This window comes from Amycolatopsis sp. NPDC051045, from assembly GCF_040682955.1.
Classification (GTDB): Bacteria; Actinomycetota; Actinomycetes; order Mycobacteriales; family Pseudonocardiaceae; genus Amycolatopsis.
The window spans coordinates 121,981-133,990 of the sequence record NZ_JBFBCC010000012.1; the positions used below are offsets into that span (position 1 = coordinate 121,981).

The 12,010-nt window shown below is 73.6% G+C and carries 14 protein-coding genes; 7 read left to right on the forward strand and 7 right to left on the reverse strand.

Features of this window, described 5'->3' with window-relative positions; translation table 11 throughout:
• Positions 1-63 precede the first annotated feature (63 nt).
• Positions 64-1,350, reverse strand: a complete 1,287-nt coding sequence (locus AB0M80_RS26535; protein ID WP_364570147.1) for an RNA polymerase sigma factor — start codon at positions 1,348-1,350, stop codon at positions 64-66.
• 5 nt (positions 1,351-1,355) lie between these two features.
• Positions 1,356-1,706: a YciI family protein gene (locus tag AB0M80_RS26540; RefSeq protein ID WP_364570150.1), complete on the reverse strand. Its 351-nt coding sequence runs from the start codon at positions 1,704-1,706 to the stop codon at positions 1,356-1,358.
• An 83-nt stretch (positions 1,707-1,789) separates the two neighbouring features.
• Between AB0M80_RS26540 and AB0M80_RS26545 the strand changes: the two genes are divergently transcribed.
• From AB0M80_RS26545 to AB0M80_RS26555, 3 genes are read left to right on the forward strand one after another with little or no spacing between them, the layout of a single operon-like run.
• Positions 1,790-2,260: a hypothetical protein gene (locus AB0M80_RS26545; RefSeq protein WP_364570152.1), complete on the forward strand. Its 471-nt coding sequence runs from the start codon at positions 1,790-1,792 to the stop codon at positions 2,258-2,260.
• Positions 2,254-2,478 carry a helix-turn-helix transcriptional regulator gene (locus tag AB0M80_RS26550; RefSeq protein ID WP_364570155.1) on the forward strand — a complete coding sequence of 75 codons (225 nt, stop codon included), beginning with the start codon at positions 2,254-2,256 and terminating at the stop codon, positions 2,476-2,478. The genes AB0M80_RS26545 and AB0M80_RS26550 overlap by 7 nt, the downstream gene beginning before the upstream one ends.
• Complete coding sequence (locus AB0M80_RS26555; protein WP_364570158.1) at positions 2,475-3,437, forward strand: NAD(P)-dependent alcohol dehydrogenase; 963 nt, start codon at positions 2,475-2,477, stop codon at positions 3,435-3,437. The genes AB0M80_RS26550 and AB0M80_RS26555 overlap by 4 nt, the downstream gene beginning before the upstream one ends.
• Here AB0M80_RS26555 and AB0M80_RS26560 read toward each other — a convergent pair.
• The 3 genes from AB0M80_RS26560 to AB0M80_RS26570 all read right to left on the reverse strand — a co-directional run bounded on the left by AB0M80_RS26560 (position 3,427) and on the right by AB0M80_RS26570 (position 5,653).
• Positions 3,427-4,308, reverse strand: a complete 882-nt coding sequence (locus AB0M80_RS26560) for a M48 family metalloprotease (RefSeq protein ID WP_364570161.1) — start codon at positions 4,306-4,308, stop codon at positions 3,427-3,429. The two genes, AB0M80_RS26555 and AB0M80_RS26560, sit on opposite strands and share 11 nt — an antisense overlap.
• A 97-nt stretch (positions 4,309-4,405) precedes the next feature.
• Positions 4,406-5,230 (reverse strand): NAD(P)H-binding protein, encoded by an 825-nt coding sequence (locus tag AB0M80_RS26565; protein WP_364570164.1) that lies wholly within the window; start codon positions 5,228-5,230, stop codon positions 4,406-4,408.
• A 51-nt stretch (positions 5,231-5,281) separates the two neighbouring features.
• A complete protein-coding gene (locus AB0M80_RS26570; protein ID WP_364570166.1) occupies positions 5,282-5,653 on the reverse strand; it encodes a YciI family protein in 372 nt (123 codons plus the stop codon).
• 165 nt (positions 5,654-5,818) lie between these two features.
• Here AB0M80_RS26570 and AB0M80_RS26575 point away from each other — a divergent pair, with 165 nt between their 5' ends.
• Entirely contained in the window at positions 5,819-6,901 is a 1,083-nt protein-coding gene (locus tag AB0M80_RS26575; RefSeq protein ID WP_364570169.1) for an exo-alpha-sialidase, read from the forward strand.
• A 3-nt stretch (positions 6,902-6,904) separates the two neighbouring features.
• Positions 6,905-7,189: a ubiquitin-like small modifier protein 1 gene (locus AB0M80_RS26580; protein ID WP_364570171.1), complete on the forward strand. Its 285-nt coding sequence runs from the start codon at positions 6,905-6,907 to the stop codon at positions 7,187-7,189.
• Here AB0M80_RS26580 and AB0M80_RS26585 read toward each other — a convergent pair.
• Positions 7,164-8,576 carry an MFS transporter gene (locus tag AB0M80_RS26585; protein WP_364570174.1) on the reverse strand — a complete coding sequence of 471 codons (1,413 nt, stop codon included), beginning with the start codon at positions 8,574-8,576 and terminating at the stop codon, positions 7,164-7,166. The genes AB0M80_RS26580 and AB0M80_RS26585 overlap by 26 nt on opposite strands.
• Positions 8,577-8,600: 24 nt before the next feature.
• On the opposite strand from AB0M80_RS26585, the gene AB0M80_RS26590 reads away from it, so the two are divergent.
• Together AB0M80_RS26590 and AB0M80_RS26595 are read left to right on the forward strand one after the other, a co-directional pair.
• A complete protein-coding gene (locus AB0M80_RS26590) occupies positions 8,601-9,032 on the forward strand; it encodes a MerR family transcriptional regulator (protein ID WP_364570177.1) in 432 nt (143 codons plus the stop codon).
• 144 nt (positions 9,033-9,176) lie between these two features.
• Positions 9,177-10,859, forward strand: coding sequence for a DUF2079 domain-containing protein (locus AB0M80_RS26595; protein WP_364570180.1), 1,683 nt, complete (start codon positions 9,177-9,179; stop codon positions 10,857-10,859).
• A gap of 7 nt (positions 10,860-10,866) precedes the next feature.
• Here AB0M80_RS26595 and AB0M80_RS26600 read toward each other — a convergent pair whose 3' ends face one another.
• Positions 10,867-11,952: a serine hydrolase domain-containing protein gene (locus AB0M80_RS26600; RefSeq protein ID WP_364570182.1), complete on the reverse strand. Its 1,086-nt coding sequence runs from the start codon at positions 11,950-11,952 to the stop codon at positions 10,867-10,869.
• Positions 11,953-12,010: the final 58 nt, after the last annotated feature.

The following is a 12,010-nucleotide window of genomic DNA, read 5'->3' on the forward strand; positions in this document are numbered from 1 at the left end:
CGGCCCCCGGTATCCAGCTTACCGGGGGCCACCGACGGTTTCGGGTGATCGCCCGAGGGCGCCTCACCCCTCCTCGCGCACCCCGTTCACCTCAGCCAGGCGGCCACGGAGATGGACCCGCTCCGGCTCGGTTCCCGCCAGCTCCAGTGCCTCCCGGTAGGCGGCCGCCGCTTCCGCGGTCCGGCCGAGGCGGCTGAGCAAGTCGGCCTTCGCCGCCGGGAACGGGCTGTACTCGCGCAGCCGCGGCTCGTCCGCGAGCGAGTCCAGCAGCGCCAGGCCCGCCGCCGGGCCGTCGCGCATCGCCACCGCGACCGCCCGGTTCAGCTCCACCACCGGCGATGGCGCCAGCCCGCGCAGCACGTCGTACAACGCCACGATCTGCGGCCAGTCCGTGCCCGCCACGTCCGCGGCCTCGTCGTGCAGCGCCGCGATCGCCGCCTGCACGCCGTACAGCCCGGGCGGGCCACCGGACAACGCGACCACCACCAGCGCCGCCCCCTCCTCGATCATCGTGCGGTCCCAGCGGCCGCGGTCCTGGTCGTCGAGCAGCACCAGGTCGCCGTCCGGGCCGGTGCGGGCGTCGCGGCGCGCGTGGATCAGCAGCATCAGCGCCAGCAGGCCCGCGACCTCCCGCTCCCCCGGCAACAGCCGGCGCAGGATCCGGGCCAGCCGGATCGCCTCCTCCGCGAGGTCGAGCCGCTGCAGGTCCGGTCCCGAACTGGCCGCGTACCCCTCGGTGAAGATCGAGTAGACGACCTGGAGCACGCCCGGCAGCCGCCCCGGCAGCTCGTCGGCGTCCGGCACCCGGAACGGGATCCGCAGCGTGCGGATCCGGTTCTTGGCGCGCACGATCCGCTTCCCCATCGTCGCGCTCGGCACCAGGAACGCGCGCGCCACCTCCGGCGTCGTCAACCCGGCGAGGCAGCGCAACGTCAGCGCCGCGCGGTCCTCGGCGGGCAGCGCGGGGTGGGCGCAGGTGAAGAACAGCTGGAGCCGCTCGTCCGGGAGCTCACCGCCGGTGGGCGGCGGGGCGGGCGGGCGCTCGGCCTCGACCTGCAGCACCGCGAGCCGGGCCGCGTAGGCCTGGTCGCGGCGCAGCCGGTCGACGGCCTTGCGCCGCGCCGTCGTCATCAGCCAGGCGCCCGGCTTCGGCGGCACGCCCTCGGCGGGCCAGTGCACCAGCGCGGCCTCGATCGCCTCCGACGTCACCTCCTCGGCCAGGTCGAGGTCGCCGAACCGCCGGACGAGCGCGGCGAGCAGCAGCCCGCGCTCCTCCCGGAACACCGCCTCCAGTGTCAGCCGTGGCTTCGCCCCGGAAGCCTCGTCCGACGCGCCCGCCCGCCCCGCCACCGCCGTCAGCCTTCGTAGTCGGCGATCGGCCGGACCACGATCGACCCGCCGTCGCGCGAGCCCGGGCAGCGCGCCGCCCAGTCGAGTGCGACGTCGAGATCCGGCACGTCGACGACGAAGTAGCCGCCGAGCACCTCGCGGGACTCGGCGAACGGCCCGTCGGTGACGATCCGCTCGCCGCGGTCGTCGACCCGGACCGTGGCGGCCGTGGTGAAGTCGGCGAGCGGGCTCCCGTAGAGGTAGACGCCCGCTTCCTGGATTTCCTTGTAGAACAGCTGCCAGCCCTCCGGCGTGCAGCCGCCGATGGCCTCACCCTCGGCGTTCAGGCTGGCGTTGATCAGCATCAGGTACTTCACGGGATCCTCCAGTGGCTCGGTTGCCGTACGCGGTGACTACGAACGGCCGACGCCGCCTTGGACACCCTCGCCGGAATTTTCTCATGTCAAGAAACTTTGACACGGTGTCTGGTTTGTTTTACCTTGACGAGGTGACCCACGAAGAAAAGCGCACCTGGATCCTCGGCATCGCCGCGATAGCGAGCTACGCGGTGTACGTCTTCCTGATCCTCGGCCGGACCGGCGAACGGCCGCTGACCGACGTCCCGTACGTCGCCACACTGCTGTGGACGGTCGGCGCGTCCATCGTCACGACCATCGTGCTGAGCATCCTCGTCGCGGTGATCTCGAAAGACGGCGGGAAGGACCAGCGCGACCGCGAGATCGGCCGGTTCGGCGAATACGTCGGCCATTCGTTCGTCGTCCTCGGCGCGGTCGCGGCCCTGCTGCTGGCGATGGCCGAGGCGCCGCACTTCTGGATCGCCAACGCCGTCTACCTGGCGTTCACGCTGTCGGCGATCCTCGGGTCGATCGCCCGGATCTTCGCCTACCGGCGGGGTTTCCAGCCGTGGTGAAGCCGACCCGCGTCACCAACTCGCTCCGCGCCCTGCGGTTCGCGCACGGCCGGCTGACCCAGGCCGAACTCGCCGACCGGATCGGTGTCACCCGCCAGACCGTCATCGCCATCGAGCAGGGCCGCTACTCGCCTTCGCTGGAAATGGCGTTCCAGATCGCGCGCGTGTTCGGCGTTCCGCTCGAAGACGTGTTCCAGTACCCGGAGGAGTCCCCGTGAAAGCCCTCGTCCAAGATCGCTACGGAAGTCCGGCCGTTCTCGGCCTGGCGGACCTCGCCAGACCCGTGCCCGGGGCCGGCGAAGTCGTCGTGCGCGTGCGCGCGGCCGGCGTCGACCCGGGCGTCTGGCACCTGACCACCGGGCAGCCGTACCTGCTGCGCCTGCTCGGGTTCGGCCTGCGCGCGCCGAAGAACCCCGTGCGGGGCCTCGACTTCGCCGGCACGGTCGAGGAAACCGGCGACGGCGTCACGGAGTTCCGAGCCGGCGACGAGGTGTTCGGCACGGGCGAAGGCTCGTTCGCCGAGTACACCGTCGCCCGGGCGGACCTCCTGGCCGCGAAACCCGCCCGGCTTTCGTTCGAGCAGGCGGCGGCCGTCGCGGTCTCCGGCTGCACCGCACTGCAGGGCCTGCGCGACGCGGGCCGCGTCCGGGCGGGCCAGTCCGTCCTGGTGATCGGCGCGGCGGGCGGCGTGGGGTCGTTCGCGGTCCAGCTGGCCAAGGCGTTCGGCGCGGACGTCACGGCGGTGTGCAGCACGGGCAAGACGGACCTCGTCCGCGAACTCGGGGCCGACCACGTCGTCGACTACACGCGCTCCGGCTTCGCCGAGCGGCGCTACGACCTCATCCTGGACACCGCGGGCCTGCGCTCGCTGACCCGCCTGCGCCGCGCGCTGCGCCCGCGCGGCACGCTCGTGCTCGTCGGTGGCGAAGGTGGCAAATGGCTGGGCGGCATCCAGCGGGTGCTCCGGGCGGCGCTGCTGAACCCGTTCGTGCGGCAGCGGCTGCGCGGGCTCGTGTCCCGCGTCCGCCGCGCGGACCTCGAGGTGCTGCGGGAGGCGATCGAGAACGGGCAGGTCACGCCGCTGCTCGACCGGACCTACCCGCTCGCCGACGCCGTCGCCGCGATCGGCCACGTGCACGACGGGCACGCGGCGGGCAAGGTCGTCCTCACGCTCTGAAGCCGCGGTCCTTCAGCCGTTTGATCCGGTCGACGTGGGCGGGGTGGCCGGCCAGCAGGCGGGCCCACGCCCGCCGCTCGTCGCCGCCGCCCAGCCGGATCCACTCCCGGAGCAGCGTGATCAGCTCCGGTCCGTAGCCCAGCCGCGCCGCCACCAGGTCGGCCCGGTACTCGCCGAGCCGTTTCGACCAGGCGAGCACCGGGCCCAGCAGGGGCGCCAGCAGCAGCCACGGGTCGAGGAAGGCGAGCGCGGTGAGCAGGCCCAGTGTCAGCAGCACGGTGACGAGGACGGCCACCGACCGGCCGAAGGCGGCGAACGCGCGCCCGACGTACGGCACGGCCAGCGCGAGCAGCCGGACCAGACGGGTCAAGAGCCGGGCCGGGAGCTCCAGCCACCAGACGTACAGCGAAATCCGGGTGTGCCCGGCCAGGTGGTGGCCGAGTTCGTGCGCCAGGATCGCCTCCAGGCTCGGCGGCGGCAGGTCCAGCGCGGCCCGCGTCACGGCGACGGTCCGGCCGCCGGCGGCGAAGGCGTTGAGCTCGCGCGACCGGTCGACCCACAGCCGGTAGCGGTCGCCGTCCACCCCGGCCGCGGCGCAGACGGCCTGCCAGCTCGGCGTGAGCCGCGCCAGTTCCCGCGCCGTCGGGGTGCGCATGCCGAAGGTCAGCGGCAGCAGGAAGTGCTCGAAGGCCGGCACGAAGGTGATCCCGCCGGCCACCACCCAGCCGGCGGGCAGCACCCAGAAGTACCCGGGCCAGGCGAGCTTCCCGGCCAGGACGAGCACCAGCAGGCTGCTGGCGACGACGGGCACGGCCAGCACCACGGCGAGCACGGCGGACAGATCGGGCCAGGATCGCCGTTCCTCGCTCAACTCCGCTCCCCCCGCGCTTGGTGGCCGACCGCGGGGACCGCACTGGCCCGCACCGCGCGCGAGCACAACGGCGCTGCACCGGACGGCGGCGCGGGGCTCAGCGGAAGGCGTCCGCGTGGGCTCCGGCCCACTGGGCGAAGGTGCGGGCCGGCCGCCCGGTCACCTCGGGCACCGTCGGGTGGACCGTCGCCTCGTCCAATGTCCCGTCGACGTAGAAGTTCCAGAATGCGTCGACGTACTCGCGCGGCATGTCCGCCGCCAGCTCCGCGCGCGTCTCGTCGTTCGACAACCCCACGAAACGGAGGTCCCGGCCCAGCACCTCGCCCAGCACGGCGACCTGCTCGGCGGGCCGCACCGCCACTGGGCCGGTCAGCTCGTGGGTCCGCCCTTCGTGACCGCCGCCGAGCGCGTGCACCGCCACGGCCGCGATGTCGGCCGGGTCGATGCACGCGGCCGCGACGTCCGGGAACTGCGCGCGCACCGTGTCGCCCTCGCGCAGCTGCGGCAGCCAGCGCAGGGCGTTCGACATGAACGCGCGCGGACGCAGGAAAGTCCAGTCCAGTCCCGAATCGCGCACCGCGCGCTCGGACAGCGTCATGTACCGGGAGACCGCGTTGTCCAGGTCCGCCAGCGCGGCGGAACCCCCGGACAACAGCACGACCCGGCGCACGCCCGCGTCACGCGCCCGCGCCAGCAGGCCCGGCATGTCTTCGTAACCGGACATCAAAAAGACGCCTTCGACACCCTTGAGCGCGTCGGCGAAGCTCGCGGGATCGTTGAGATCGCCCACAGCGGCTTCGGCGCCCTCCGGAAGAGCGGCGTCCGGCCGGCGCACCAGGGCCCGGACCGGTGCGCCCGCCCCGGCGAGCGCCGAAACCAGTTCCGCGCCGACGTTGCCGGTGGCGCCGGTGATCAAGAACATCTTGCTACCCCCCGAAAGCAGTTCAGGTCAGCCTAGCGCCACCGGCCGCCGTCACGCTTGCGTCGGCAGGTCCTCGAACTCGACGACCTGGCGGATCTCCACCTCGATCTCCTGGTCGAACAGCTCGACGTACCGCTTGGCGAACTCCACGGCCTCCGCCCGGTCCGCCGCGTTGATCAGCGCGAACCCGCCGATGACCTCCTTGGCCTCGGCGAACGGCCCGTCGGTCACGCGGATCGCTTCGCCGCGGGGCTTGCGGACCAGCGAGCCCTTCTCCGTCGGGTGGACGCCTTCCGCCGTGATCAGGATGCCCCGGTCCGCCGACTCCTGGACGAACGCGCCCATCTTCTCCATGAACTCCTGGCTGGGGTTCCACGACCGGGGGTCGCCCTCGTCGATCCGGTGCATCATGAGAAACCGCATGGCCTGCTCCCTGGTGTTCGTTCGGCCGGGGTCCGGTGCGTTCCCGGACGCGGTGACCGGCCTTCACCCCCGCGTCGAACGGACGCATCCGGCGTTCGACATTTCCCCGGGGAGATTTTTCGGGCAGAGTACCTGTGACCCGAGTCACCGGAGAGAGGGTGTCGGATGTCCGTCCTGCTCGCGATCGGCACACGCAAGGGTCTGTGGCTGGCGACCAGCACGGACGACCGGGCCGGCTGGGAGATCACCGGCCCGCACCACCCGATGACCGAGGTGTACGCGGTCGGCATCGACACGCGCCGCGCCACCCCCCGGCTGCTGGCCGGGGTCACCAGCGAACACTTCGGGCCGAGCGTGGCCACCAGCGACGACCTGGGTGTGACCTGGGCCGAACCCGACCACGCCCCGATCGCGTTCCCGCCGGACACCGGCGAATCGCTGGCCAGGGCGTGGCAGCTGGTGCCGGGCCCGGCGAGCGAGCCGGACGTCGTCTACGCCGGCACCGAGCCGTCCGCCCTGTTCCGCTCCACCGACGGCGGCCGCACCTACGACTTCGTGCGCGGCCTGTGGGACCACCCGCACCGGGAGCACTGGACGCCCGGGGGCGGTGGCAAGGCCGTCCACACCGTGCTCCCGCACCCCACCGACCCGGACCGGATCACGGTGGCGATGTCCACCGGCGGCGTCTACCGCACCGAGGACGGCGGCGACACCTGGCAGGCGAGCAACACGGGCATCCGGGCGGTCCACGTGCCCGACCCGTTCCCCGAATACGGCCAGTGCGTGCACAAGGTCGCGCGGCACCCCGCCGCGCCGGACCGCCTGTTCGCGCAGGTCCACCACGGCGTCTACCGCAGCGACGACGCGGGCGCGAGCTGGCAGTCCATCGCCGACGGCCTGCCCAGCGACTTCGGCTTCCCCGTGGTCGTCCACCCGCACCGGCCCGAGGTGATCTACACGTTCCCGCTGGTCGCCGACGCCATGCGGTTCCCGCCCGACGGCCGGTGCCGGGTGTACCGCAGCGAGGACGCCGGGAAGTCGTGGGAGGCGCTCGGGACGGGCCTGCCGGACGGCTACTGGGCCGGCGTGATGCGCGACGCGATGTGCACCGACGACGCCGAACCCGCCGGGGTGTACTTCGGCTCGCGGACCGGTGACGTCTACGCCAGCCGCGACGACGGCGACAGCTGGCAGCTCGTCGTGGCGCACCTGCCCGACGTGCTGAGCGTCCGCGCCGCGAGGGTGTGACCCGTGCGGATCACCGTGCTGCTGCCCGGCACCCTGCGGGAGAAGGCCGGCGGCGCATCCCGCCTCGACGTCGAGGTCGCCGAGCCGGCCACGCTCGGTGCCGTGCTCGACGCGCTCGCCGAGCGGTACCCCGCGCTGGAACGGCGGCTGCGTGACGAGCAGGCCGGGCTGCGCCGGTACGTCAACTTCTACGTCGACGGCGAGGAGTGCCGCCACCGCGGCGGCACCGCGACGGTGCTGCGCGAAGACGCCGAAGTGCAGATCATCCCGTCGGTCGCGGGAGGCTGAGCTCGTCGAACAGCGCCGCCGCCCGCCGGGCCGACCCGGCCGCCCGGCGTCCGGTGCTGAGCAGCGCCAGGGCCAGCAGGCCGGCCCCGAGCCCGGCGACCAGCCACCAGAGCCCGGCCGCGGTGCTCGCGGGCGTCCCCGCGATCGTCCCGGCGAGCGCGACGCCCAGGGTGGTGCCGGTTTGCCGGCCGGCCGACGCCAGCGACCCGGCCACCCCGGCCATCGAGCCCGGCATCCCGGAGATCGCGGTGTTGGTGATCGGCGGGTTCACCGTGCCGAGGAACACGCCGAACAGCAGGAAGGTCGCGAGCACGGCGGGCAGCGGCGTGGCCGGCCCGAGCCCCGCCGACACGGCGCCGCCCGCGGCGAGCGCGACGCCGGCGACGACCAGCGGCCACCGCGGGCCGCGCGTGCCGACCAGCCGCCCGGTCCACGGGGACAGGACCAGGACGAGCACGCCGACCGGCAGCAGGCACAGGCCCGCCGCCAGCGCCGTCAGGCCCCGGACCTCCTGCAGGTACTGCGTGGTGACGAACAGGAACGCGCCGAACCCGCAGAGCGCGAACAGCGCCATGACGATCGCCGCGCTGAAGGACACGCTGCGGAACAGGCGCAGTTCGAGCAGCGGGTCGGCCCGGCGCGGTTCGTGGCGGAGGATGCCCAGCACGCCGAACCCGGCGACGGCGAGCAGGCCGAGGATCCACGGCGAGGTCCAGCCCAGCCGGTGCGACTCGATGAGGGCGTAGACGACGCTGCCGAGCACCAGCAGCACGAGGACCTGCCCCACCGGGTCGAACCGGCGGGCCCGCGGCGCGCGCGACTCGGGCACGAACAAGGCGGTGGCCACGAGCGCGGCGACGATGATCGGGACGTTGACCCAGAAGACGGCACGCCAGCCGAAGCCGTCGACGAGCACGCCGCCGAGGATCGGCCCGAGCGCCAGCGCCAGGCCGGACATCGAGCCGAACACGCCGATGGCGCGGGCGCGCGCGGCCGGCACGGGGAAGGTGGTGGCGACGATGGCCATCGCGACCGGGTTGAGCATGGTGCCGCCGGCCGCCTGCACCGCCCGGGCGGCGATCAGCCAGCCGGTGCTCGGGGCCAGGCTGCACAGCAGCGACCCGAGACCGAAGAGGGCGAGCCCGCACCGGAAGACGCGTTTGCGGCCGAACCGGTCGGCGGCCGACCCGGCGAGCACCAGGAACGCGGCCAGCACCAGCGTGTAGGCGTCGATCGTCCACTGCAGGCCGGAGACGGAAGCGCCCAGGTCGTGGCGGATCGCGGGCAGGGCGACCGTGACGATGGAGATGTCCATCACCACGATGACGATGCTGGCGCAGCAGATCGCGAGCACCAGGTTCGGGCGGCTTGCGGGGGCAACGTTCATGCGCTCGACGCTAGGATTTAGAGCGTGCTCGAAGTCAACCCGATCCCGGCGGCCGGCCTGACCATCGCGGACGCGGCCCGCCGCACCGGGGTCAGCGCGCACACGCTGCGCTACTACGAACGCGCGGGCCTGGTGGTGACCCGCGTCGACCGCACCAGCGGCGGCCGGCGCCGCTACCGGCAGCTGGACCTCGACTGGATCAAGATCTGCACCAAGCTGCGCGCCACGGGCATGCCGATCAGGACGATCCGCCGGTACGCGGACCTGGTCGCCGCCGGCCGCGGCAACGAGCCGGAGCGGCTGGCCCTGCTGGAGGAACACCGCGCCGAGGTCCTGGCCAGGCTGGCCGAGCTGCAGGAGAACCTGGAGCTGATCGACCACAAGATCGGGGTGTACCGGGGCCGCCTGGAAGCGGGCGACGCGGACGACCTGTGGGCGCCGGCCCGGCCGAGCTGAACCGCGCGCCGGGTACCACGTCTCGTCTCGCCGGGCACGGAAAGGCGCTGGTCGCCGCCTTTCCGTCGGGAAATGACCACCGGATACGATGCCTGGCGGTCCCGCCGTCGCCGGACCCGCACCTTCGTTCCCGGCAGGAGACCCATGCCCCAGCCCGTGCTCGCCGACGCCGCCGGACCGGACGTCACCGCGCCGATCCCGCGCGTCGCCGCCCCGGCCGGCCCCCGTGCGGCGCAGCGGCTGCCGGTGCTCGCGTGGTGGCTCTTCACGGCGCTGCCCGCCGGCCTGGCGCTGCTGGCGGCCGTGCGCGCGCCGCGGATGCCCGTGCTGCTCGACTACTGGCACGTCTTCGCCAAGATCACCGACGACTCCGGGAACCTGCTGCTCGGGCCGGTCTTCACCTACCACCTCGACCAGCCGTTCGTCGTGCCATCGCTGCTCTTCTACGCCGACGCGGCGTGGTTCGGCGGCGACAACCGCGTCCTGACGGTGCTGACCGTCGTCCTGCTCGCGGTCGCCGTGTCGGCGCTGCGCACGATGCTGCCGAGGCACCTTTCGCCGGCGGTCCGCGGCGCGCTGACGGCCGCCATGGCGTGGCTGCTGTTCACCTCCCACGCCACCGAGCTCTGGGTGCAGGGCACCAACGGCATCAGCTGGGTCCCGGCGGTGACCTCGTGCACGATCGCCGTGGCGTGCGCCCACCGCGGCCGGCCGGCCGGCGCGGCGGCGGCCGCCGTGCTCGGCTGCCTCAGCTTCGGCGCCGCGTTGCCGATCTGGTTCGTGCTCGCCTTCATCGCGTGGATCCGCGGGGAATCCCGGCTCCGGGTCGCGATCCCGGCCGCGGCCGGCGTGGTCGTCCTCGGCGCGTGGTGGCTCACCAAGCCTGCTGGGACGCAGTCGGGTGCGACGGCGGCCTTCGATCCCGACGGGCGCCTGTCCGTCCTGGCGGCCGCCGTCGGCGGGCTGTGGACGGTCGACACCGCCGTCGTCGCGGTGATCGCCGGCGGGCTGACGATCGCCGGGCTCGGCCTGCTGCTGCGCCGGACGGTCACCGCCCGGCCGGCCGCGGCGGACGCGGGGTGGACCGGTCTGGCGCTCTACTCCTTCGCGCTGGCATCGATGCTGGCGCTGGGCCGCACGACGGCGAACGTGCCCGGCGGCAACGTCGGGCTCATCAGCCGGTACGTCCTGGTCGCCGCGCTGGCGACGATCGCGCTGACGGTGCTGGCCACCCTGCACCGTCCACAGTGGCCACACCGCTACCTCGTCGCGGCGGTCGTCACCCTGGCGCTGCTCACCCACGCGATCGGCGGCGGCAAGGCCGACGAGGTCCGCCGCAGCTACGCACCGCTCAACCTGTCCGCGGTCGCTCTGCGCGTCGACGCACCGGCGGCGCTGGACGCCCTGCACATCCAGCGCGCCGCCGCCCCCGCTGCCCGCGCGCTGCAGGCCTACCCGTTCACCAGCGCCTTCACCCTCGGCTGCCACGGTCCCGAGCTCGGCAGCCACCTCGACCTGAGCACCGCCCAGCCGTTGTCACCCGGCGGCCCCGGCACCGCGCACGGCGCGCTCGACGCCCCGGCCACCGACGCCGGCGCCGTCATCACCGGCTGGGCCGTCGTCGACGGCACGCAGCCGGATTGCGTCCTCGTGACCGATTCGGCCGGCACGGTGACCGGCGGCGGCAGCGCCGGCCTCCCGCTCACCGCCGGCCAGGCCACGGCCGCCGCACCGGGCGCGACCGCCTGGCAGGCGACGGCGGGACCCACGAACGGGCCGCTCGCCGTGCTCGCCGTTCACGGCGGGCGCTTGTACCGGCTCGGCTGAGGCGGGGCTACCCCAAGCCGCCGTAGGCCGCCATCACCATGCTCATGCCGCGGTCGTCGCCCACGATGGCGTCGGCCATCTGGTTCATCACGTAGGCGACGGTCAGGCCGGCGTCGAGGTCGTTGAACACCAGTGAACCGCCCATGCCGCCCCAGAAGCAGTTCCGGCCGCTGATGCCGTAGCCCATGCCGTACCGCATCGGCACCCCCAGGCCGTAGTCCAGCCCGTGGTACTGCTCCTCCAAGGCCCGCTCGCACCCGGCCGGGGACAGCAGCCGCACCCCGCGGGCGGTTCCGCCGGACGCCAGGACCGACTGGACGGCCGCGACCGACCGGGCATTGCCGTAGCCGGCCCCCGAGGGGATCTCCGCGCGTCGCCACGCCACCGTGTTCGTGTCGTCGGGCACCAGCTCCGGATTGGGGGCGGCGTCGAACAGTTCGGTGGGCGGCGGCACGGTCATCCCGCCGGGCGGGGCGATGGACGGGGCGAAGCGGTCGTCGTGCCCGGCGGGCAGCGCGATGTGGAAATCCGCACCCAGCGGGCCGGTCACTTCCGCGGCGAAGAAGGCGCCGATGGTCTTGCCGGTGATCCGGCGGACCACCTCCCCGAGCAGGAACCCCTGCGTGAGCGCGTGGTAGCAGCCGACCTCCCCCGGCGGCCACCGGGGCGTCTGCGCGGCCAGCCGCGCGGTGACCGCAGGGGGGTCGCGCAGATCGTCGACGGTGATCGGCGTGTCCCAGACCGGCAGGCCGGAGGTGTGCGACAGCACGTGCCGCACCAGGACGTCCGCGGCGCCGAACTCCGGCCAGTACCGGGTGAGCGGCGCATCCAGGTCGAGCTCACCACGATCGGCGAGGATCAACGCGCACAACGCGACCATCGTCTTGGTGGTGGACCAGACGTTGGTGATCGTGTCCCGTTCCCACGCACGGGTCCGCTCCGCGTCGGCGTACCCACCCCACAGATCGGCCACGGGCCGCCCGTGGGCGAACACCGCGACCGAGGCGCCGACGTCGTCCTTGGCCAAGGACTCCGCCAGCGCGTCGCGTACCTCTCGGAACCGCTCATCGCACGTACCGTGCAAGGGCACCATGGGACCGACCTAACCCCGTCCGCCGCGCCGGCGCCACCGAATATCGCCTCGCCGGGTA

Bases quoted from the DNA above. Each gene is read 5' to 3' on its own strand.
- AB0M80_RS26545 (WP_364570152.1), top strand. From the start codon at position 1,790: ATGTCAAGAAACTTTGACACGGTGTCTGGTTTGTTTTACCTTGACGAG.
- AB0M80_RS26565 (WP_364570164.1), bottom strand. From the start codon at position 5,230: ATGTTCTTGATCACCGGCGCCACCGGCAACGTCGGCGCGGAACTGGTT.
- AB0M80_RS26570 (WP_364570166.1), bottom strand. From the start codon at position 5,653: ATGCGGTTTCTCATGATGCACCGGATCGACGAGGGCGACCCCCGGTCG.
- AB0M80_RS26575 (WP_364570169.1), top strand. From the start codon at position 5,819: ATGTCCGTCCTGCTCGCGATCGGCACACGCAAGGGTCTGTGGCTGGCG.
- AB0M80_RS26585 (WP_364570174.1), bottom strand. From the start codon at position 8,576: ATGAACGTTGCCCCCGCAAGCCGCCCGAACCTGGTGCTCGCGATCTGC.
- AB0M80_RS26595 (WP_364570180.1), top strand. From the start codon at position 9,177: ATGCCCCAGCCCGTGCTCGCCGACGCCGCCGGACCGGACGTCACCGCG.
- AB0M80_RS26600 (WP_364570182.1), bottom strand. From the start codon at position 11,952: ATGGTGCCCTTGCACGGTACGTGCGATGAGCGGTTCCGAGAGGTACGC.